Origin of the sequence: Gilliamella sp. B3023 (genome assembly GCF_026536845.1) — a bacterium.
GTDB lineage: Bacteria > Pseudomonadota > Gammaproteobacteria > Enterobacterales > Orbaceae > Gilliamella > Gilliamella apicola_E.
This window is the reverse complement of sequence record NZ_JAFNNH010000020.1, coordinates 21,412-43,077: the sequence shown is the minus strand read 5'-3', so window position 1 is coordinate 43,077 and position 21,666 is coordinate 21,412. Positions and strand designations below refer to the sequence as shown.

Below are 21,666 nucleotides of genomic sequence, written 5' to 3'. Positions count from 1 at the left end.
CTTTTTATAAAAATGGCAAAATTTTGAAAGTCGATGTGATTTTGTTCACATATATCTTATTTTTATAAAATAATTTTTATTTGGTAAAAAAATTTATGAAACAATGATTCAAATTTCAATCATTATTATGAGTATTTATGATGAAGATCCCAAAAGTAGCCATTTTATTAGCTGAAGGTTTTGAAGAAGCTGAAGCCATTATTATCTATAACGCACTTTGCCGAGTAAAAATAGCCGTTCATCTATTAGCCTGCCAAGATGATATTGAGGTTAAAAGTTATCATGGTATTGAGATGAGAGCTCATGCATTGCTTAAGGATAAACAAACAACGCTATACGATGCAGTGATTTTACCGGGTGGGCCAGATGGCACAGTTAATTTAGGCAATAATCCCAATGTGATTAATTTTATTAAACGCCACGATAAGGAAAATAAGTGGATTTGCCCGATTTGCTCGGCAGCAGCAAAAGTGTTGAGTAAGAATAAGCTATTAAATGGTCGGAAATATGTCTGTTCTGGTGATTTATATAAAAATGTTCAAGATGGGATCTTTGTTGATCAAGATGTTGTCTGTGACGGAAATCTTTTGAGTGGTAAAGGGCTGGGTATGGCATTTAAATTCGCTTTTACACTAGCAGAATCGTTAAAAATAGATAAAGATGAAGTTCACTTTCAAGCCGAACATATTTATATCCATTATTAACCCCCCAATATAATTGAAGTTTATACCTTATTAATTGTTAAAAAGCTAATCAACGGTAAAACTTATCAGATTAATAGCTTTTTTTGATTTTAATCAAATTTTGAAAGTGCTATATTAGTCTCAATAGTTTAGGACAATAACGTCCAGATCCATTAGGAGGATTTAAAATGATTACAGGTATCCAAATTACTAAAGCTGATAATAAAGCACTACTTAACTCATTCTGGTTATTAGATGATTCAACAAAAGAAGCTCGTTGTGTTGCTGCTAAATCAGTTTATAAAGAAGATCAAGTTGTCCCAACTGCTGAACTTGGTCAAATCGAATATCGTGAAATTCCATTAGATGTAGCACCAACAATTAAAGTTGAAGGTGGTCAACACTTAAATGTGAACGTTCTTCGTCGTGAGACTTTAGAAGACGCTGTTCAACATCCAGAAAAATATCCACAATTAACTATTCGTGTTTCTGGTTATGCTGTTCGTTTTAACTCGTTAACAGCTGAACAACAACGCGATGTTATTGCTCGTACTTTTACAACTAAAATCTAAGTTTCTTATTTGACAATAAGTTTCGCCCAGCTTTATGCTGGGTTTTTTTTAACTTTTAATTTAGGTTTTATTTCACCCAAGTTAACTACTGCGCCGGGTCAAATTTACATTCAATATTTACAGATACATTTAGTCTTATTTGAGTGTCAAAAAAATAGCGAAGTAGGAAACCCTGCTTCGCTATTAAGTGATAATTGATTTTATCCAAAAAACTTTTTCACTTTATCAAAAAAGCTTTTTTCTTTTGGGCTGTGTTTTGAGTTTTTGTCCGCTTTGAAACTTTCACCCAATTCTTTTAGTAACTCTTTTTGTTTGCCAGTTAAGTTTACTGGGGTTTCAACCACTACGTGGCAGTATAGATCACCTACTGCGCTACCGCGTAATGATTTAATTCCTTTTCCACGCAATCTGAACATTTTACCTGTTTGAGTTTCAGCTGGTATGGTTAAGCTGACTTTACCATTTAGTGTTGGTACTTCTACTTCACCACCAAGTGATGCTAAAACAATGTTAATTGGAATTTCACAATGTAAGTTTGTACCATCACGTTCAAAGATTGCATGTGGTTTTACTTGTACCTGAACGTATAAATCTCCGGCTGGGGCGCCATTAAGTCCCGCTTCACCTTCGCCTGAAAGTCGAATACGGTTTCCGGTATCCACGCCAGCAGGGATGGTAACAGATAGTGTTTTCGTTTTCTGAATACGTCCTTCACCATGACATTTTTTACATGGATTTTTAACGATTTTTCCACGACCGTGACAGGTTGGACACTCTTGCTGTACAGCAAAGAAGCCTTGTCGCATTTGTACAACACCAGCGCCATGACATGTATCACACGTTACAACATCTGATGATTTTTCTGTTCCTTGTCCATGACATACATCACAAGTTACCCATGTTGGTACTTTTATCTCTTTACTTACGCCACTTGCTGCTTCTTCTAGCGTTAATGAGATGTTGTATTGTAAATCATCGCCTCGTGACGCGGTTTGACCACGTCCACGCCCACCACCGAAGAAATCACTGAAGATATCATCAAATGCAGAACCTCCACCAAAACCACCAAATCCGCCGAAGCCACCGCCTCCAGCACCACCTTGACCTTGTTCAAAAGCAGCATGTCCATACTGATCATAAGCAGCTTTCTTTTGTGGATCGGTTAAGATTTCATAAGCTTCTTTGACTTCTTTGAATTTCGCTTCAGCTTCTGCTTTATTATCCTGATTTTTATCCGGATGATATTTCATGGCTAGGCGTTTGTAGGCTTTTTTTATCTCAGCTTCAGTCGCACTTTTACTTACGCCTAATGTTTCATAATAATCTTTCTTCGCCATAATTAACCTTTAACTTTAATCATTATATAAACAACTAAACGGGCTTGAGTTACCTCGCGCCCGTTTAATGTTTTACATGTTTAAAACTCGTTGAAATAACTCATTAAAAAACATATTAGTTAATGCTTATTTTTTATCATCATCAACTTCTTTGAAGTCCGCATCAACTACATCATCAGCAGAGTTTGCGCTATTTGCTTGGCTTGCAGATTGATCAGCTTGAGCTTGTTGTTGAGCTAACTCAAGTAATTTTTTTGAAGCTTCCATTAATGCATTAATTTTAGCTTCGATTTCTGCTTTATCTTCACCGCGTGCAGCATTTTCTAAATCACTCACGGCGCTTTCGATAGCGGTTTTGTCATCAGCTGATAATTGATCGCCAGCTTCAGTCACTTGTTTACGAGTTGAGTGAACAAGATGATCAGCTTGGTTACGAATTTGAGCTAATTCTTCAAATTTACGGTCAGCATCAGCATTTGCTTCTGCATCATTTACCATTTTTTGGATCTCTTCTTCACTTAATCCTGAAGAAGCTTTAATGGTAATGTTTTGTTCACGACCAGTATTTTTATCTTTTGCTGATACATGCAATATACCATCAGCATCGATATCAAATGTTACTTCAATTTGTGGCATACCGCGTGGTGCAGCTTGAATACCATCAAGGTTAAATTGACCTAATGATTTGTTATCACTTGCACGTTTACGTTCACCTTGTAACACATGAATGGTTACCGCAGATTGATTATCTTCAGCAGTTGAGAACACTTGACTATGTTTAGTTGGAATAGTTGTGTTTTTCTCAATCAAGGTAGTCATTACACCACCCATTGTTTCAATACCTAATGATAATGGTGTTACGTCAAGTAATAATACGTCTTTAACATCACCACCTAATACACCACCTTGTACCGCAGCACCTACTGCTACTGCTTCGTCAGGGTTAACGTCTTTACGTGGTTCTTTGCCAAAGAAGTCTGCAACGGCTTTTTGTACCATTGGCATACGTGTTTGACCACCAACTAAAATCACATCTTTAATATCAGAAACAGTAAGACCTGCATCTTTTAATGCTGTTTTAACTGGTTCCATTGAGCGTTTAACTAAATCTTCAACTAATGATTCAAGTTTAGCGCGAGTCACTTTGATATTTAAGTGTTTTGGTCCAGTTGCATCAGCAGTGATATATGGTAAGTTAATATCAGTTTGTTGTGCTGATGATAATTCAATCTTCGCTTTTTCAGCTGCTTCTTTTAGACGTTGCATTGCAAGTGGATCATTTTTAAGATCGAATCCTTGTTCACGTTTAAATTCATCAACTAAATAGTTAATTAAACGAGAGTCAAAGTCTTCACCACCTAAGTGAGTATCACCATTAGTTGCTAATACTTCGAATGTTTTTTCACCATCAACATCATCAATTTCGATAATTGAGATATCAAATGTACCACCACCAAGGTCATAAACTGCAATGGTGCGGTTACCGACATCTTTATCTAAACCATACGCTAATGCTGCTGCTGTTGGTTCGTTGATAATACGTTTAACATCTAAACCAGCAATACGACCAGCATCTTTAGTTGCTTGACGTTGTGCGTCATTAAAATAAGCAGGAACAGTAATTACTGCTTCTGTTACTGGCTCACCAAGATAATCTTCTGCTGTTTTTTTCATTTTCTTCAATACTTCAGCAGAAATTTGTGGTGGAGCAATTTTTTGGCCTTTAACATCAACCCATGCATCGCCATTGTCTGCTTTAACAATTTTATATGGCATGATGCCAACATCACGTTGTACTTCAGCGTCTTCATAACGACGACCGATTAAACGTTTAATCGCAAATAATGTATTTTGTGGATTGGTTACTGCTTGGCGTTTAGCTGGTTGACCAACTAGAATTTCGCCATCTTGTGTGTAAGCAATAATCGATGGGGTTGTGCGATCACCCTCGGCATTTTCTAATACTTTTGCTTGGCCGTTATCCATTACTGCAACACATGAATTTGTTGTACCTAAGTCGATACCAATAATTTTACCCATAATCGTTTCTCCTCAAACCTGTATTTTATTCTTTGTATATAAGTCTTAAATATTTAATTTCAAGTCCTTATTTTGACAAAGATATGTAATTGTTTTCACATAAATGGGAACAATATTTTTAATATCAAGGGGCAAAATAAATTATTTTTTCTTAAATCTTGATTATAGACCTCTCTACACTTATTATTGCCGCCTTTTTTATTATGAGAATTAATTTATAGGATCTTTATGGAACAAACTAAATTAGCAAACCCTGGTCCTCTCGGCTTAATGGGTTTTGGTATGACTACAATTTTATTAAATATTCATAACGCAGGTTTTTTTCCTGTCATGACGGCCATTGTGTCAATGGGTATTTTTTATGGAGGACTGGCACAGGTGATCGCTGGAATTTTAGAATTTCGTAAAGGTAATACTTTTGGTACTACAGCGTTTACTTCATATGGTTTCTTTTGGATCGCTCTTGTTGGTATTTGGTATTTACCGACATCACCAGCAACAGCACCAACTGATGCAACGTTTGTGGGTATCTTCCTGGCATTATGGGGAATTTTTACCGCATTTATGTTTATCGGTACTTTAAAAGGTAATCGAGTATTACAATTTGTTTTTGCAAGTTTAACTGTTTTATTTGCTTTATTGGCAATTGGTAACATTTGTGGTAACCATGACATCATTCATATTGCCGGTTTTGAGGGTATTATTTGCGGTGCCAGTGCTATTTATTTAGCGATGGCTGAAGTGCTTAATGAACAATATGGACGTACAATTTTACCAGTTGGTGCAAAATCTCAGCATTGATAAAAACATCACATCTACTAACAAAATTGGTAGATGTGATTTTTTTGAAAAGGAAAATAAAAAATCTAGCTTTTAATTTTTATTTGAATTTATCAATGATTTACATACATTTAAAAGAGACTGGGTATGTTTATTTATTATTTCTTCAGATAAATTATTATCTTTTGAGCTAAAAGCATTATTTATCATAATTTTACCACTGTTATCCATTGTTCCCGATGTCATCATAATGTAATTTGGAAATTGGATGTCCATTGTTCCTTGTTTAAAAACAATATTTTCTAAATGAATATTTGACTCTTCAGGTTTTAAATAAATCAATTCATCACCATTTCCAATGCTATCAATAAATATGAATTTTTTATTTTTCAATTGTTTTGCATAGCTTTCCAGCATCTTTAGGCCATATTGTCCATTATTACCATCATCATATAAAACAAAAGCAATTTTCTTCTTTTCTTTTTTATCTAATTTATTAATTAAATTGATAATTGTAATAATACTTGAAGAGTTACAAACAAAATTCTTTTGATTCGGAATGCCACTTTTGTATTTCAAAATAATAAAAAATAATAAAATAGTCGAAACAATAGACGATACGCCGGGAATACTAAAAAAACCCTGCGACTGAATTTTGGGTATGAACACCCAGTAATTTAATACCAATGAGGTGATGAATAAGAAAATAATTGGCGAAATACTTATAAAATAGCCTAATTTACTAAAGTGAGGCGTGAATGCATATTTTTTATTAAAATTAAAATTTTTAATACCAGTATCATAATAGGTACAAATGATTAATTCAGCTTGATCTAAATTACCAATATAAGCGTTGTAATAATTTTCATACCGTCTTGTTGCTAACTTTAATTTCGCTAATTTAGCATCAACTATATAGCCCAATTGAGTAAGTTCTTTAGATATCACTCTTAAAAAAGTGATTTTTTCTTTAGACGTAAATCTTTTGCCAAAAATGACACAGTATCTTAGTACAAGGTCTTTAAATTTATCCATTTTTAATAATTATTTAAATTTAGAAAAACTGTTAGTGCGATATTAGTCACACTAACAGCGAAACAAATAGATAATATTAAAATAATGATTATCAAATAATATTATCTATAGAAGATGTTAGTTTAATCAATAATCATCTTCATTTTGAGATTGGGAGAAATTAGCCATATTGCTAATCGCTTCTTGGATATTCTCATGTCCAGTTTCAACACACTCTTTTGCCAAATCAAGTAGTGATAATGAATCTCTATTACATACAGCATTAATTACCATTGGCAAGTTCATACCGGTAATGACGCGGACATTCATACCTAATTTTTCCCATTCTGGCAAACATCGCATTGATGCGTTATAAGGTGAGGCACCCAATAAATCAACAAAAATTAAGACACCTTGCCCTGAGTCTAGAGATTTTGAACAATCAAATAAATTATCTTTTAATTGTTCAATATCTTGTCCTGGATTGAGTGATAGTGATTCAAATTTATCTTGTTCTCCAACAATCATTGATACACTATCTTTAATCCCTTCAGCCATTTTGCCATGACTAACTAATAAAACACCTATCATATTTTCGATACCTATATTATTCAAACATCTTAATCGCTTCGTTTAATGTGACTTTTTTCAACGAAGGCGTCGCTTGAAAATAGATATCCATATTAGGGAAGCTGTTTTGTAAATCGATTAGTAAATCAAGTTGTTCTTTATTAATCGATACTTCTTTAATTATTGAAGTTGCTCCAGGTACTAGCGGTAAACCCCCAATATTAAGATTAGTTATTGGCACACCCGCTTTAATGATTTTATACATAACTTCTATATTTTTTGTTATCAAAATAACATTAAAATCATCATACTGGCGATCATTCCAATATCTTACCGCGCCATCTTCTTTTAATACTCTTATTTTGTGTCCTGTACTTGCCCCAGCACCTAATATAATATTTTTAGTAAATTCATCATTTGCTGAGTAATCATCGGCTACAAATAACGCATTTGCTCCAGCTGCTTTAGAGACATTAGTTGCAACTTGACCATGAATAAGGCGGCTATCTACACGCGCTAACACTACTTTTCCCATAATTTTACCTCTATATTTTTTTAATTTTATAAAATTCCAATGGCTGCTAATACACCAAGTATTATGGTTAATCCAACTAATGCTTGAGTTACTTTTAACCCTTTCTTAGAAAAATAGAAATATAATCCCATCACGACCATAAGAGGCAATACACCCGGTAGGATTTTATCCAACGTATCTTGGATGACAAATTCTTTACCGGATAAATTGAATTTCAAACTTGATGATACTTTTATGTAGTTAGCAGCTAAAATACCCATCATGAATAGGCCTAAAATGGACAAGCCTTCAATGACCATTTGCATTTTATTACCAACCACTTCGGTAGCCGCATTTCTACCTAATTTGAATCCTAACTGAGCAAAATAGTACCCAACAAAAAGTTGATAGATAACAAATGCAATGAAAGGAAATAAAGCACCAATTGCTAGGCCTTCTTGAGCCCAAGGAAGCGCAATTGCAATAAAGATATATTGCACTGTTCCAGAGTCGATTGCGTCACCTATTCCGGCTAAAGCCCCCATTAAACCAGCTTTTGTATTATAGAGAACGTCGTTATCAATACTGATCGGTTTCTTTTGGTAAACTTCATCTGCTCTTACAGCTTCTAGTGACGCCATAATTCCTGAAATTGTTCCGCCACCCCAGGTTAATTGAGTGTTAAAGAACAATAAGTGTCTTTGATAAGCTGCTGAAAGCTCACTTTTTGATTTATATAATTTTTTGAGAATTGGCATCAATCCCCACATTAAAGAAGCGGCTAGATAGCGGTCAAATGAGTGTGGGATTTCATTTGCATAATACCAACGTAACCATGCAATAGTGATATCTTTTTTAGTTATTGCTTCTGGTTTGAGATCAATACTTTCTTGTACGATTTCAGTCATTATAAATTCCTCTTTTTAATTTATTAATCAATTAAAGATTAATAATCGTCATCATCTACTTGATTATTTGAATTACTTCTAGGTTGCTCAGCCGCAGAATTAACCGCTTCATTCTTTGCAAGGACAAAGATAAACGCAACAATAGCGCCGACAATTGCGTAGGTAACCATTGTGATATTCAGTGGTTTTGCAATTACGGCCATGAAGTAAGCTAATAAGAAGAAAATGATGTAATTTTTCTTACCGATAACATAAATAGTCAGAGCAATACCTACTGCTGCAAGACCACCACCAATTACATTAAGAATATGGAAAACAAGTCCACCAGCATTGGATTTAATGATATCTGCAATTATTGGCGCACCAAAATAGAGTGCGACAAACATAAATGGTAAAAAGAGTGCGACACTACAAATGATTGGTAAGATAATAATTGATAAAGTTAATCCCGAACTGTTAGCTTCGTCAGCATATCGTTCAGTTAATTTCATAATCATTGTATTGAGGAAAAATCTTAATTGGTATAAATACGATCCTAACAAACCAACAGGTACGGCTACCGCCACCGCAGCTGCTGGTTGCATATCGCCGAGTAATGCGACAGGTACAGCGACAGCAGTTGCAATTGCGGGTTCTGATGGCATTTGTCCGCCAGGAGAAAATACCCCCATATAAATTAACTGTATTGCTGCGGTTATTATCATCGCGTTTGAAATATCATTAAAGACTATTCCAACAATTAACCCCGTCATCATCGGTGAGAATCTGAGTGTTAATGTTGCTCCACCCAACCCCCGAGACATTACCATTGCAACCCATATTGAAATAATGGTTGCTTGAAGAAACGTTACATGCATTTCTTGCATATATAAACTCCTCGATTTTTTTATAATGTTTAAAAAATTTTATGAAACAATTGATTGTAATTCTTGCTTATTGACAAATTTCTCTACATCTTCGACACATTTCTCCCCCATACCTTGCAAACACTCAATGGCATAAGCGGATGTATGTGGAGTAACAAGAACTTTTGGGTGTTGAACTAAAGGATTATCGTTATATGAAGGCTCGACATACATTACGTCAGTTGCATGACCAGCGACAATACCTTCATTTAATGCGTGTAATAGTGCATTTTCATCAATCAATTCAGCTCGAGCAGTATTGGTAATGTAAACGCCTTTTTTCATTAAAGAAAATTGGTGATCTTTTAAGATATGATAACTAGTTTCATTTAATGAAGCATTTAGAGAAATGATATCCGCATGTTTTAGTAAATACTCTAAATCAACAATTTCAATATTATGTTGATTAGCCCATTGTTTATTTACGTTTGGATCTACAACAAGTAAGCGCGCATTAAACCCGTGTTTAAAAATTTCTGCCACACGACTTCCAATATTCCCACAACCAATAACGCCAACAACTTTACCCGTAACATTGATACCCAAAAAAGAGGCTCTTTTTTTCCAATCATTTGATTTCACTGCAGCTTGTGACTGAACTGTTTGCCTAATTAATGCAAGTAAATTAGTCACTGCATTTTCGGCTACAGCATCTCGCTCCACTAGAGGGGGTACAATAGTTACAATTGTTCCATGTTCCCTTGCAGCAACAACATCAACATTATTAAAACCTATTCCATGACGAGAAATTAAAAACAAAGGGTCTTTTTTATTATCAAAAAAATCTTTGTTAAAAAAAGGTCTAACACTAGCAATAAAAATATTGAAACCTTCTAAAGCCTTTGCTAATTCCTTCCCTGGTATATCATTATCAAAAGTAAAATGCTTTACTTCGCCAATTTTTTCTAATCGTTTTAAATGATCTGGAAAATATTTTCCAAAACTACTTGAGTTAATTATCGCAATTTTATAATTATCCACTCCATACTCCTAATTTATAAAAGATAAACGTTATTGCTTTTTTATAAAAAATTAACGCTCATAAACCTCTTTTTAACTTAAATGTGACAGGTAACATTGATTATAATTAAAATGATTTAAAAAAAAATGAATTTAGATCACATATTTAAGAAATATTATAAAAATCGGCTTTGATAAGGGGATATTTATTTTCTATCAGAAAATATACTAATAATGCTGGAGGACTTTAAGAATATAGCTTTAGGAATGTAGCATTAACGAGTTCAAGACATAAAAAAAGGGCAATCATGCCCTTTATAAAATTTAAGATTGCTATTTTTTATAAGCATCATTATGTACACCAACTGCTGCACGGCCTGAGGGATCATTTAGATTTTTAAATGATTCATCCCATTCAATCGCTTTTGCAGTTGAACAAGCAACGGTTGGGCCACCTGGTACACAGTGTGCTGCACTTTCAACAGGGAATAATTCGTCAAAAATCTCACGATACATATACGCTTCTTTTGATGTTGGCGTATTGTATGGGAAACGGAATTTTGCATTTTCTAGCTGTTGATCCGTAATTTTGCTTTCAGCAATTTCTTTTAAGGTATCGATCCAACTGTAGCCTACACCGTCAGAGAATTGTTCTTTTTGACGCCATACCACTGATGCTGGTAAGTAAGATTCAAATGCTTCACGAACAATGTGTTTTTCCATTTTACCGTTACTACCACACATTTTATCTTTCGGATTAATACGCATTGCCACATCTAAGAATTTTTTATCCAAGAAAGGTACACGCGCTTCAACGCCCCATGCAGCCATTGCTTTATTAGCACGTGCACAATCGTACATGTGTAACGCGGCTAATTTTCGGACAGTTTCTTCATGGAACTCTTTGGCATTTGGCGCTTTGTGGAAATACAAATATCCACCAAATACTTCATCAGCACCTTCACCTGATAGGACCATTTTGATACCCATTGCTTTAATTTTTCTTGCCATTAAATACATTGGGGTTGAGGCACGAATCGTTGTTACATCATACGTTTCGATAAAATAAATAACATCACGGATTGCATCAATACCTTCTTGAATGGTGAAGTTAATTTCGTGGTGAACAGTACCTAGATGATCAGCAACTGCTTGTGCAGCCTTAAGATCTGGGGCACCTTTTAAACCAACCGCGAATGAGTGCAATTGTGGCCACCATGCTTCTGATTTTTCATGATCTTCAACGCGACGAGCAGAAAACTTTTTAGTAATTGCTGAAATAACAGAAGAATCAAGTCCACCAGATAATAAAACGCCATAAGGAACATCTGACATAAGATGACTTTTTACAGACTCTTCTAGTGCAACACGAAGTTCATTGATATCTGTCTTATTATCTTTGACGTTATCATATTCCATCCAATCACGTTTGTAATAGGTTTTAATTTCACCTTCTGTACTTGATAAGTAACTTCCAGGAGGAAAAGCCTCAATCGTTTTACAAACCGGAACCAATGCTTTCATTTCAGACGCAACGTAAAACGTGCCGTTTTCATCATGTCCCATATACATCGGAATGATACCGATATGATCACGACCAATAAAATAGGTGCCTTTATTAATATCATAAAGAATAAACGCAAACATGCCTTGTAAGTCATCAAGACAGTGTATACCTTTTTCTTGATATAAAGCTAAGATCACTTCACAGTCAGAGCCTGTTTGGAATTCATAACGATCTTTGTACTGATTTCGGAGTTCTTGATGATTATAAATTTCGCCATTAACCGCTAAAACTAATGTTTTATCTTTATTATAAAGCGGTTGAGATCCAGTATTAACATCTACAATTGATAGACGTTCATGAGCTAAAATCGCTTTATCAGAAGCAAAAATACCAGACCAATCAGGGCCACGATGACGTTGCAGGCTTGATAGCTCTAATGCTTTTGTTCGTAGCTGTTCCGGATCTGATTTAATATCAAGAATACCTAAAATCGAACACATTGAATTTCTCCATTTAAAATCGCTATAGCGATACTATTTACTAATAAAATTTATTTTAAATATTATTGCAAGCAAATCACAAAAATAACAGGATACACATTATTGATTAACAATTAAAGTACAATATCGTTATACTTTTCCTATAATAAAGATTGCTTTTATTTTTTTATCCACTGCCCTTGCTGTTTGATGTATTGACCAACAGGCGTTTTTTCTTGAGCTTTACTTCCTGCTTTGTTTTGAACTTCAACTAGTGGCACGTTACTTTCAGCTGATACTTTTTGGTACTCTTGTTTACGAGCCTGATTAATTAATTGGGCAATTTCGCTTGCATTACCTTCATTTTTTACAACGCCTAAATAACCATCGGTTTGTTCTCCCACTAGACCGTTTGCTTTTGCTTGAGGCAGTGAATTAATCGCTTGATCTAAATTTAAAGCAAAAACTGGCATAGCTAATAAGATTGATAATAATGCTACTATCGCTTTTTTATTCATAACAGACTCCTTATTAAATACATCATATTAAGATGAATTAAATATGTAAAAACGGTTGAAATTTTAATGTTTTGCTATAAAAGTCGTGTTTATGCACTCATTAATATTAATATAAACCTGATTTATTAATAATATTATCTAGCGCTTTGTCCACTTTGATATTAATTTCGTGATCAATCTTAACGTTCAAATTGATATTAATTGGTTCATTTGGTGCTTGCACTTTAACCGTTGGCGTACAACCCATTAGTACAGCACTACACACTATAATTGTAATAATAGTTTTAATCATAGAATAACCTCTTATCTATCAAGATTTCCTTTTTAAATACGCTTCAATACGTTTGCGAATAGGTTCGTTAATTTGATCGGAAAGTTGTAAACTTATTAATAGTTTTGCAATATTCTCTTCAAGATTTATATTCAAATTCACCGCTTTACCATTTTCAACATCACGGTTATTACCTTGAATATTTAGTCCTAATTTAGCAATTTCATTTTGATAACTCACCATACCCGACAACTTAGTATAATGAAAATTTTTGATTATATCAGTGAGAATTTTCATATTCGGGTTAGCTTGGGCATAATTTTTCAGTGCCGTATTTTCAAACTGTAAATATCCTTCATTAACCGTAACTAACTGGCCGTTTTTTATGACGACTTCATTAAAAGCTGTCCCTTTTTTACTGGACGGTAATAATGTTATTGGCAAAGTGCCATCAATTGCCCCATCTCCAGCTAAACCATCGGCAGGATATTTAGCCAAGATATCTTTCAATTGTATCTTTTTTAGCCTTAAATTAAATTGTTGGGGTAATTTAGCTAAATTCAATTGTCCCTGATCAAGAAAAACTGAGCCAGAAAAAATAGCGGCTTGCGCTTTCGTCCATTTCACTAACCCTTTACTCGGTGCATTTAGCGATGCTGAATAACTACCTGCTAATCTAATCTTCTCGAAATTAACACCAATATTAACTTGTTGAATAGTTAATGCGGGCGTTGAAATAGTAAATTGATTGTTATTAAATGAAATGTCGATGTTGCCAACTGCGGATTTAAATTCACTCGCTTTAAATATGCCATCAAATTTATTAATTGTTAATGTTGATTTTGCATTAATTTGTTTCGATTCAAGCGAAATAGGTATTGTTACTTCAAAGGTCAGCTTTCCTACTGATGGTTTAACAATTAAGTCATCTGAAAATTTCGCTTTTTCAATATTAAATAAAGCGTTGTCTGAACTCTTTAAAATAACTTTATCGCTAGTTAAAACCCCAGTAAATGGTAAAGTCAGATTACCTTTTTCTATTCCAAATTGATTCAAGGAAGTCGTCAAGACCCCCTCTTTGATTTCGAAGCAAGAATTTAACTGATCAAACGAAAGGTTAGCAGTTAATGTGTGTTGATTATTACTTGATAGATTAAGTTGTATTGTATTTTGCTCTTTAGTGGCCTGAACCTTCAGGTTAACTAACTCTTTTTTCTGTTGATAAAATGTTAAAGAGTCGACATTGATATTATTTGGAAGCCAATAAATGATAGTCGATACAGTGGAAGAATTAGGAGAAGATTGATTGAGCTCTTGTGTATCTGTCACCTTTGGCAAGCCTGATTTATCTGTTGAATCGGACCAGTAAATATCAATACTTTTTGCCGTAAAGGTTGACAACGATAGTTTGACATTGCTCGCTTTTAACGATAATTGTGGCTGTTGTGAAATAGTTAGTTCATCAAAAGATAATCCGCCGAGGCCGATATCAATACCTTGCCAATCTATAGAAAGATTATGTTCATCCTTGAATGATAACCAATATCGCCAACCATATAAGCTTAATATCACTATTATGAGTAATATAAGAGATGGAATCCAATAACGTTTTTTTAAGCGAGCCATAATAAACTCTCAACAAGTGGATCGCCGAATAGTATCGGCGATTATTATGCTTGTTCTCTGTTAGCAATATAAGCCAATGCCTTGTCAATTCTTGCTAATGTACGTTTTTTACCAACAGCATAAACAGTTGCGTCAACAGAAGGCGATTGCCCAATTCCCGTCACTGCAACACGAAGTGGCATACCTACTTTACCCATCCCGACTTCAAGCTCGGTGGCTGTTGCCTCAATAGCATGATGAATTTTATCAATTTGCCAATCAAAATCTGAAATTGCTGCAATTTTAGCTTTGATTACCTCTAAAGGTTCTTTTGCAACAGGTCGTAAATGTTTTTTAGCTGCATCAGCATCAAACTCATCAAAATCTTGATAGCAATAAGTACATGACTCAGCCATTTCTTTCAATGTTTTACAACGTTCACCAAATAGTTTCACTATAGTAATTAAATCAGGACCTTGTGTTAAATCATAACCTTGCTGATTCATATGCCAAACTAAATGCTGTGCAACATAATCAGCATCTAAATGATTAATATAATGATGATTTAACCAAAGTAACTTTTCAGTATTAAATGCACTGGCAGATTTACTTACTGCATCTAATGAAAAGAAATCAATCATTTCTGGTACAGAAAATATCTCTTGATCGCCATGAGACCAGCCTAGACGAACTAAATAGTTAAGTAAGGCTTCTGGCAGATAACCATCATCACGGTATTGCATCACACTCACTGCGCCGTGACGTTTAGAGAGTTTTTGTCCATCGTCACCTAAAATCATTGATACATGACCATATTCAGGTAATGGTGCGCCTAGTGCTTTTAAAATATTAATTTGTCGAGGCGTATTATTAATATGATCTTCACCACGAATAACATGGGTAATTTCCATATCCCAATCATCAACAACGACGCAAAAGTTATAAGTTGGAGAACCATCAGTACGGCGTATGATTAAATCATCAAGCTCTTTATTGGCAATTTCAATTGGACCACGTATCAGATCATTGAAAACAACTACGCCATCTACCGGGTTAGCAAAGCGGACAACATGTGGCTCAGTGTGTGAATGCTGTTTTTGCACTTCATCACAACGACAATGGCCGTCATATCGGGCTTTTTCACCTTTCGCCATTTGCTCTTCGCGCAATTTTTCTAAGCGCTCTTTTGAGCAATAACAACGATAAGCCGTTTTATTGGCTAACATTTCGTCAATAACTTGATTATAACGATCAAAACGTTTAGTTTGGAAATATGGGCCTTCATCCCATGATAATTTTAACCAATTCATACCTTCCATAATCGCGTCAATCGCTTCTGGTGTTGAACGTTCAAGGTCGGTATCTTCAATACGCAATACAAAGGCGCCATGCGCATGGCGGGTATATAGCCAAGAATAAAGCGCAGTACGTGCACCACCAACATGTAAGTAACCAGTTGGGCTTGGTGCAAAACGGGTTTTAATTTTCATGAAATAATCCTATTAATAAAGAGCCCTAAAATGTCAATTTATCACTTATGCTCTTTTTATTTAACCGCTTTCCATAGATAGGAAAGGCAATTGCAATAAGTTCAATTTAGTTGCTTATTTTAACACGTCAAAAGGTTTCAGCAAGCCGTCAGTAATAGACAAAATTAGCAACTAATTTAAGTAGTTACTCAATATAAAATCGAGTATAAAAATATAAATTATCAAAGCGATTAATGAGCTTCATCCCAATTATTACCAATACCGACATCCACTTTTAATGGTACTGAGAGTTGATAACAATTTTCCATGATAGATTTAATAGATTTACTATATTCACTAACAAACTCTTCTTTAACCTCAAATACAAGTTCATCGTGTACTTGCATTAACATTCTGATATTACCGTTAGACTGGGTTTTAATCCATTCACTCATTTTGATCATTGCTATTTTGATAATATCAGCTGCTGTACCTTGCATTGGTCCGTTGATTGCCGCACGCTCAGCACCTCGTTTTTCATTAACTCTAGATGAGCTAATTTTTGGTAAATATAATCGTCTTCCTGATAAGGTTTCAACGTAGCCTTGCTCGGATGCTTGTTGACGAATTCTGTCCATATACACTTGTACACCAGGATAACGTTCAAAATAACGATCAATATAGAATTTTGCTTCTTTACGAGGAATATTAATTTGTTTAGATAACCCAAAAGCACTCATGCCATAAATTAATCCGAAATTTACAGCTTTAGCTCTTCTTCGCTCTTCTGCGGTAACTTCTGGCTCTGGTTTACTTAGAATTTCACTCGCTGTCACCCGATGAATGTCTTTATCATGAGCAAAAGCATTTAGCAAACTTTTATCCTGCGATAAATGCGCCATAATACGTAGCTCAATTTGCGAATAATCAGCTGAAATAATTTTATAACCTTTTGGGGCGATAAATGCTTGACGAATACGGCGACCTTCCTCGGTTCGAACAGGAATATTTTGTAAATTAGGGTCGTTTGATGATAATCGTCCTGTTACAGTACCAATTTGGTTATAATTGGTATGAATTCGGTGATCAATTGGGCTAATCATCAACGGTAGTTTATCGGTATAAGTATTTTTTAATTTGGCTAACCCTCGGTAATATAAAATTTTACGAGGTAATACATATGTATTTGCTAATTCATTTAATACTTCTTCACTGGTTGAAGGATCACCTTTAGGCGTTTTTTTGAGTACGGGTAATTGGTGTTTATCAAATAAAATTGCTTGAATTTGTTTTGGTGAACCCGGATTAAATTTTTCACCCGCAAGGAATTGTAACTCTTCTTCAGTATCCTTTAATATTTTGTTAAGTTCTTTTGAATACGCTTTTAATTGTTCAGCATCAACAAGAACCCCAGTTCTTTCCATGTTAGCTAAAATAATTGCTAGTGGCATTTCAATGTCTGAAAATAACTTAGTGAGTTTTTCATTTTTTTCTAGCTGTGGCCATAATTTTTGATGTAATTGAAAAGTAATATCCGCATCTTCTGCTGCATATTGAGTTGTTTTTTCAATATCAATAGTATCAATACTTGATTGCTTTCTACCAACTTTAGTTAATTCATCATAAGTAATTGTTTTATATTTCAAATAGCGTTTTGCCATACTATCCATGTCATGTCGTTGAGTGCTATTTAATACATAGGACTCTAGCATCGTGTCATAAGCAATACCCTGCACTTGGATGCCATAGTTCGCCAATACACTGTAGTCAAATTTGGCATTTTGGGCGATTTTTTTGATTTGAGGATTCTCTAATATTGGTTTTAATTTTGCCAATACATCATTAAGCGGTAGCTGTTCTGGAACATCTAGGTATTGATGAGCTAGAGGAATATAAGCAGCTTGATTTGGAGTAACACTTAGCGATATCCCAACAAGCTTAGCATGGAAATGATCGACATTATCCGTTTCCGTATCAAATGCAAAGGCTTCGCAACTAGTTAATGTTGCAATCCATTCATCTAATTGTGTATTGGTTAAAATACATTGATAATCCTTTTCGTGCACTTCAGTCTCTAGCTCTTCTTGGTCAATTGAGGGCAATTCCCCTGCAATTTCGACAGGAATTTGACTTTGCTGATTTAAAAAGTTACCAGCGATTAATTCTTTTTGCCAACGATGGAAATCATAATAAGCAAACAATTCAACTAATTTAGTTGCATCGATATCACCTATAAGTAATTGTTCCGTCGTGAAATCTAATGGAACATCCGTTTTAATTGTCGCCAATAAATAACAAAGGTCAGCTTCTTTTTTATGATCAGCCAATTTACTTTTCAATGATTTAGCACCACGAATAGGCAATTTTTCAATTTCATCCAAATGGCTATAAATATCATTTAAACTTTCAAAATGCGTTAATAAATTTAGTGCCGTTTTTTCACCAATTCCCGGAACACCAGGAATATTATCAGACGTATCACCTCTTAATGCTAAATAATCAATCATTTTTTCTGGCGGCACACCAAATTTTTTCATAACACCTTCTGGATCAAGAATTGTGTTATTCATGGTATTTATTAGTGTGATTTTATCACTGACTAATTGTGCCATATCTTTATCACCAGTACTGATTAGTACCTCTAGGTTTTCTTTTTCTGCTTGTCTAGCCAATGTGCCTATCACATCATCAGCCTCTACACCATCTACACAAAGCAGCGGTAATCCCATCGCTTTTAAAATAGTATGAATTGGTTCGATTTGGGGCCGTAAATTTTCAGGCATTTCTTCTCGAGTCGCTTTATACTCGCTATAAAGTTCATTACGGAAAGATCCGCCACTCGCATCAAAAACGACAGCAATATGAGTTGGATCATATTGATTCATTAGACTGCGTATCATATTGACCACACCAAAAATAGCCCCTGTTGGCTCACCTTTGGAATTAGTTAATGGAGGACATGCAAAAAAAGCACGATAAAGATAAGAAGAGCCATCAATTAAAATAATTGGCGTATTATTTGGCATTAATAGTTACCCAAATGTTATTTAATACAATTATTAGTAGTATAACCTAATTAGTAACAATATTCTTGTGAACACCGATAATATAGTGTAAAAATATTCGAGATCGCATCAATCTTTAAGTCAAATTGATTAATTAAAAATACTGTATATCGCTATATCACTATTATATAATACTGATATCTATTTTCGTCTGAGTATCAAATAAATGACAGAATTAAGTCCTGCAGCACTAGAGGTCAAAAAAGCACTAGCAGCTAAAAATCTTGAAACCCCATCATGTCGTTTACCTATGGACAATAGCGAACGGAAAGCAAAAATAGAAGCGCATTTCCGAGAAATCATGAAACTTATGGAACTTGATTTGAGTGATGATAGCCTTGCTGAAACTCCGCATCGCGTTGCAAAAATGTATGTTGATGAGATCTTTTCCGGACTTAACTATCATAACTTTCCCAAAATCACCCTGATTGAAAACAAAATGCAGGTTGATGAAATGATTACCGTTCGTGATATTACTTTAACCAGTGTTTGTGAGCACCATTTTGTGACCATTGACGGTAAAGCCACCGTTTCTTATATCCCAAAAGATAAAGTGATTGGTTTATCAAAAATCAATCGGATTGTTGAATTCTTTTCCCAGCGCCCGCAAGTGCAAGAAAGATTAACCCAACAAATTTTGGTGGCACTACAGACGCTATTAGGAACAGTTAATGTTGCTGTTTCAATTGACGCTACACACTATTGCGTTAAAGCTCGAGGTATTAAAGATTCCAATAGTTTAACGACCACGACTGCATTAGGTGGAGGATTTAAAACGAATCCAAGCACCCGACAAGAGTTTTTGCGCGCATTAAATCATTAATAATATAAGGATATTGAATGAAATATTTATCACTCATGTTTATGATACTGTTTATTACAGCATGTTCTGAACAGGAATCTAATCATAATGATAAATTTATTGGTTTTTGGGTTGAAGGTGGTCCGGATTATAAACATACGGCGTCGATCGCCAATCTTGTTGAAATAAGTAAACAAGGAGACAATTACTTTATCAATGAAAACTACGTTTATGGTAATGGTCAAACCATTGCGATGCGAAAACTCACAAAATCACAAGACTATTTCGACGGACTGGCTTATCCATCAGAAAGAAATTTTGGTTTAGAAAACAAAGTGACTATGGATGATGATACAAAAATCGGTATATTTAATACCCATTTCTTTCGAATTTCAAAAGAAGAAGCAGAGCACATTAAACGCGATGTAAAAGAGTGCGAAGAGATAGAAAAAAACCGATTTTTTATTCCTAATGAGCAACAAGCTGAATATAAAAAACGGGCAAAAGAACTGGCTTATTGTCGGATTTTTTGGTAACAATCCAAATTCAGTGGATTTTTGTGACAGTTGTATGGGAATTGATTATTCATCAAAATCCCAAAATCAAATACAAATCAACTTTATATTACGTGCATCTTTAAGAAAGATTGGTATAATTCACAGCTATTTTAGTTAAAACATCACAATTAATAGCACGCTTTCATGAAGATCATTCGCGGTATTGATAATTTAAACAATCAATTTACTCAATGTGTACTTACATTGGGCAACTTTGATGGCGTGCATTTAGGACATCAACAATTAATTAACCATTTAATAAAACAAAGTAAGAAATTAAACTTACCAACAGTGGTTATGTTATTTGAGCCTCAACCTTTAGAGTTTTTTTGCAAACAAAATGCTCCCGCTAGGTTAACGTCTTTTAAAGAAAAAGTGGAATTAATTAAAAAATTGGGTATCGACTATATTATTGCGGTGCCATTTACCCAAACCTTTGCCAATATGTTAGCCCCAGATTTTATTCAAGATTGGTTGATAAACAAATTACAAGCTAAATATATTGTTATTGGTGATGATTTCCGATTTGGTCGTGAGCGTAAAGGTGATATTAATCTTTTACAACAATATACTCATAACAATCAATTTGTAGTTGAGAGTATGCCTACGTTTGTTTGGAATGATTTAAGGATCAGCAGTACGGCTGTTCGTGAGGCATTATTTAATAGTGATTTTAAATTGGCTCATTGCCTTTTAGGCCGTAATTACGCCATTGAAGGGAAAGTGGTTCATGGCAATGCGTTAGCCAGACAATTAGGATTTCCGACAGCCAATATTCATTTAAATCGAAAAAAACCCGCTTTACAAGGCGTCTATTTTGTAAAAGTCAAAAACTGTTGTAGTAATCAGCATTATCATGGCATTGCCAATATCGGTATAAGACCAACCATTGAAGGCAAAAAGGCTATTTTAGAGGTTAATCTATTTGACTTTTCAGGTGATATTTATGGACAATATTTAGACGTTATATTCGTTCATAAGTTACGCGACGAGAAAAAATTTGATTCGCTAACCGATTTAAAACAACAAATTGCACAAGATGTTTGCACTGCGAAACAGATCAGTGCAAAATTAACCAATTAAAAAGTAGTTTCAACAAAAATTAACTGG

The 21,666-nt window shown here is 34.5% G+C and carries 20 protein-coding genes; 6 read left to right on the top strand and 14 right to left on the bottom strand.

Annotated elements, in window-relative coordinates; genetic code table 11:
* Positions 1-137: 137 nt before the first annotated feature.
* The gene (locus tag J3U16_RS10600; RefSeq protein ID WP_267343020.1) at positions 138-704 is read left to right on the top strand and encodes a DJ-1/PfpI family protein; all 567 of its coding nucleotides are present in this window, start codon (positions 138-140) and stop codon (positions 702-704) included.
* Positions 705-871: 167 nt separating this feature from the next.
* Entirely contained in the window at positions 872-1,255 is a 384-nt protein-coding gene (gene grcA / locus J3U16_RS10595; protein WP_065563808.1) for an autonomous glycyl radical cofactor GrcA, read from the top strand.
* A gap of 200 nt (positions 1,256-1,455) precedes the next feature.
* Here grcA and dnaJ read toward each other — a convergent pair whose 3' ends face one another.
* Together dnaJ and dnaK are read right to left on the bottom strand one after the other, a co-directional pair.
* Positions 1,456-2,592: a molecular chaperone DnaJ gene (gene dnaJ / locus J3U16_RS10590; RefSeq protein ID WP_065563809.1), complete on the bottom strand. Its 1,137-nt coding sequence runs from the start codon at positions 2,590-2,592 to the stop codon at positions 1,456-1,458.
* A 126-nt stretch (positions 2,593-2,718) separates the two neighbouring features.
* The gene (gene dnaK, locus J3U16_RS10585) at positions 2,719-4,632 is read right to left on the bottom strand and encodes a molecular chaperone DnaK (RefSeq protein ID WP_065733563.1); all 1,914 of its coding nucleotides are present in this window, start codon (positions 4,630-4,632) and stop codon (positions 2,719-2,721) included.
* Positions 4,633-4,860: 228 nt separating this feature from the next.
* On the opposite strand from dnaK, the gene satP reads away from it, so the two are divergent.
* Positions 4,861-5,433, top strand: a complete 573-nt coding sequence (gene satP / locus J3U16_RS10580) for an acetate uptake transporter (protein ID WP_065733562.1) — start codon at positions 4,861-4,863, stop codon at positions 5,431-5,433.
* A gap of 72 nt (positions 5,434-5,505) precedes the next feature.
* On the opposite strand, the gene J3U16_RS10575 is transcribed toward satP, so the two are convergent.
* The 12 genes from J3U16_RS10575 to polA all read right to left on the bottom strand — a co-directional run bounded on the left by J3U16_RS10575 (position 5,506) and on the right by polA (position 19,158).
* Positions 5,506-6,447: a hypothetical protein gene (locus J3U16_RS10575; RefSeq protein WP_267337762.1), complete on the bottom strand. Its 942-nt coding sequence runs from the start codon at positions 6,445-6,447 to the stop codon at positions 5,506-5,508.
* A gap of 126 nt (positions 6,448-6,573) precedes the next feature.
* Positions 6,574-7,017, bottom strand: coding sequence for a PTS sugar transporter subunit IIA (locus J3U16_RS10570; protein WP_065733560.1), 444 nt, complete (start codon positions 7,015-7,017; stop codon positions 6,574-6,576).
* Between the two features lie 16 nt (positions 7,018-7,033).
* A complete protein-coding gene (locus J3U16_RS10565; RefSeq protein WP_065563814.1) occupies positions 7,034-7,531 on the bottom strand; it encodes a PTS system mannose/fructose/N-acetylgalactosamine-transporter subunit IIB in 498 nt (165 codons plus the stop codon).
* A 26-nt stretch (positions 7,532-7,557) separates the two neighbouring features.
* Positions 7,558-8,418 (bottom strand): PTS system mannose/fructose/sorbose family transporter subunit IID, encoded by an 861-nt coding sequence (locus J3U16_RS10560; protein WP_065563815.1) that lies wholly within the window; start codon positions 8,416-8,418, stop codon positions 7,558-7,560.
* A gap of 38 nt (positions 8,419-8,456) precedes the next feature.
* Positions 8,457-9,275, bottom strand: a complete 819-nt coding sequence (locus J3U16_RS10555; RefSeq protein ID WP_081303305.1) for a PTS mannose/fructose/sorbose/N-acetylgalactosamine transporter subunit IIC — start codon at positions 9,273-9,275, stop codon at positions 8,457-8,459.
* A gap of 48 nt (positions 9,276-9,323) precedes the next feature.
* The gene (locus J3U16_RS10550) at positions 9,324-10,304 is read right to left on the bottom strand and encodes a D-isomer specific 2-hydroxyacid dehydrogenase family protein (protein ID WP_065733558.1); all 981 of its coding nucleotides are present in this window, start codon (positions 10,302-10,304) and stop codon (positions 9,324-9,326) included.
* A gap of 312 nt (positions 10,305-10,616) precedes the next feature.
* A complete protein-coding gene (asnB, locus tag J3U16_RS10545; protein WP_065563818.1) occupies positions 10,617-12,290 on the bottom strand; it encodes an asparagine synthase B in 1,674 nt (557 codons plus the stop codon).
* Between the two features lie 158 nt (positions 12,291-12,448).
* Positions 12,449-12,787, bottom strand: coding sequence for a YdbL family protein (locus tag J3U16_RS10540; RefSeq protein WP_267331097.1), 339 nt, complete (start codon positions 12,785-12,787; stop codon positions 12,449-12,451).
* Between the two features lie 106 nt (positions 12,788-12,893).
* Entirely contained in the window at positions 12,894-13,079 is a 186-nt protein-coding gene (locus J3U16_RS10535) for a YnbE family lipoprotein (protein WP_065563820.1), read from the bottom strand.
* An 18-nt stretch (positions 13,080-13,097) separates the two neighbouring features.
* Positions 13,098-14,684 (bottom strand): intermembrane phospholipid transport protein YdbH family protein, encoded by a 1,587-nt coding sequence (locus tag J3U16_RS10530; protein ID WP_267343019.1) that lies wholly within the window; start codon positions 14,682-14,684, stop codon positions 13,098-13,100.
* Between the two features lie 44 nt (positions 14,685-14,728).
* Entirely contained in the window at positions 14,729-16,153 is a 1,425-nt protein-coding gene (gene gltX / locus J3U16_RS10525; RefSeq protein WP_267331095.1) for a glutamate--tRNA ligase, read from the bottom strand.
* A gap of 230 nt (positions 16,154-16,383) precedes the next feature.
* Complete coding sequence (gene polA / locus J3U16_RS10520) at positions 16,384-19,158, bottom strand: DNA polymerase I (RefSeq protein WP_267343018.1); 2,775 nt, start codon at positions 19,156-19,158, stop codon at positions 16,384-16,386.
* A gap of 205 nt (positions 19,159-19,363) precedes the next feature.
* Here polA and folE point away from each other — a divergent pair, with 205 nt between their 5' ends.
* From folE to ribF, 3 genes are all read left to right on the top strand, one after another.
* Positions 19,364-20,020 carry a GTP cyclohydrolase I FolE gene (gene folE, locus J3U16_RS10515; protein ID WP_267331093.1) on the top strand — a complete coding sequence of 219 codons (657 nt, stop codon included), beginning with the start codon at positions 19,364-19,366 and terminating at the stop codon, positions 20,018-20,020.
* Between the two features lie 17 nt (positions 20,021-20,037).
* Entirely contained in the window at positions 20,038-20,535 is a 498-nt protein-coding gene (locus tag J3U16_RS10510) for a hypothetical protein (RefSeq protein WP_065563825.1), read from the top strand.
* 165 nt (positions 20,536-20,700) lie between these two features.
* Positions 20,701-21,639, top strand: a complete 939-nt coding sequence (gene ribF / locus J3U16_RS10505; protein ID WP_220225364.1) for a bifunctional riboflavin kinase/FAD synthetase — start codon at positions 20,701-20,703, stop codon at positions 21,637-21,639.
* The last annotated feature ends 27 nt before the right edge of the window (positions 21,640-21,666 follow it).

Coding starts and splice junctions, on each gene's coding strand:
- J3U16_RS10510 (WP_065563825.1), top strand. CDS start 20,038: ATGAAATATTTATCACTCATGTTTATGATACTGTTTATTACAGCATGT.
- J3U16_RS10535 (WP_065563820.1), bottom strand. CDS start 13,079: ATGATTAAAACTATTATTACAATTATAGTGTGTAGTGCTGTACTAATG.
- ribF (WP_220225364.1), top strand. CDS start 20,701: ATGAAGATCATTCGCGGTATTGATAATTTAAACAATCAATTTACTCAA.
- J3U16_RS10575 (WP_267337762.1), bottom strand. CDS start 6,447: ATGGATAAATTTAAAGACCTTGTACTAAGATACTGTGTCATTTTTGGC.
- dnaJ (WP_065563809.1), bottom strand. CDS start 2,592: ATGGCGAAGAAAGATTATTATGAAACATTAGGCGTAAGTAAAAGTGCG.
- gltX (WP_267331095.1), bottom strand. CDS start 16,153: ATGAAAATTAAAACCCGTTTTGCACCAAGCCCAACTGGTTACTTACAT.
- asnB (WP_065563818.1), bottom strand. CDS start 12,290: ATGTGTTCGATTTTAGGTATTCTTGATATTAAATCAGATCCGGAACAG.
- folE (WP_267331093.1), top strand. CDS start 19,364: ATGACAGAATTAAGTCCTGCAGCACTAGAGGTCAAAAAAGCACTAGCA.
- dnaK (WP_065733563.1), bottom strand. CDS start 4,632: ATGGGTAAAATTATTGGTATCGACTTAGGTACAACAAATTCATGTGTT.
- J3U16_RS10600 (WP_267343020.1), top strand. CDS start 138: ATGATGAAGATCCCAAAAGTAGCCATTTTATTAGCTGAAGGTTTTGAA.
- J3U16_RS10570 (WP_065733560.1), bottom strand. CDS start 7,017: ATGATAGGTGTTTTATTAGTTAGTCATGGCAAAATGGCTGAAGGGATT.
- J3U16_RS10530 (WP_267343019.1), bottom strand. CDS start 14,684: ATGGCTCGCTTAAAAAAACGTTATTGGATTCCATCTCTTATATTACTC.
- J3U16_RS10555 (WP_081303305.1), bottom strand. CDS start 9,275: ATGCATGTAACGTTTCTTCAAGCAACCATTATTTCAATATGGGTTGCA.
- grcA (WP_065563808.1), top strand. CDS start 872: ATGATTACAGGTATCCAAATTACTAAAGCTGATAATAAAGCACTACTT.
- J3U16_RS10560 (WP_065563815.1), bottom strand. CDS start 8,418: ATGACTGAAATCGTACAAGAAAGTATTGATCTCAAACCAGAAGCAATA.
- J3U16_RS10565 (WP_065563814.1), bottom strand. CDS start 7,531: ATGGGAAAAGTAGTGTTAGCGCGTGTAGATAGCCGCCTTATTCATGGT.
- J3U16_RS10540 (WP_267331097.1), bottom strand. CDS start 12,787: ATGAATAAAAAAGCGATAGTAGCATTATTATCAATCTTATTAGCTATG.
- satP (WP_065733562.1), top strand. CDS start 4,861: ATGGAACAAACTAAATTAGCAAACCCTGGTCCTCTCGGCTTAATGGGT.
- polA (WP_267343018.1), bottom strand. CDS start 19,158: ATGCCAAATAATACGCCAATTATTTTAATTGATGGCTCTTCTTATCTT.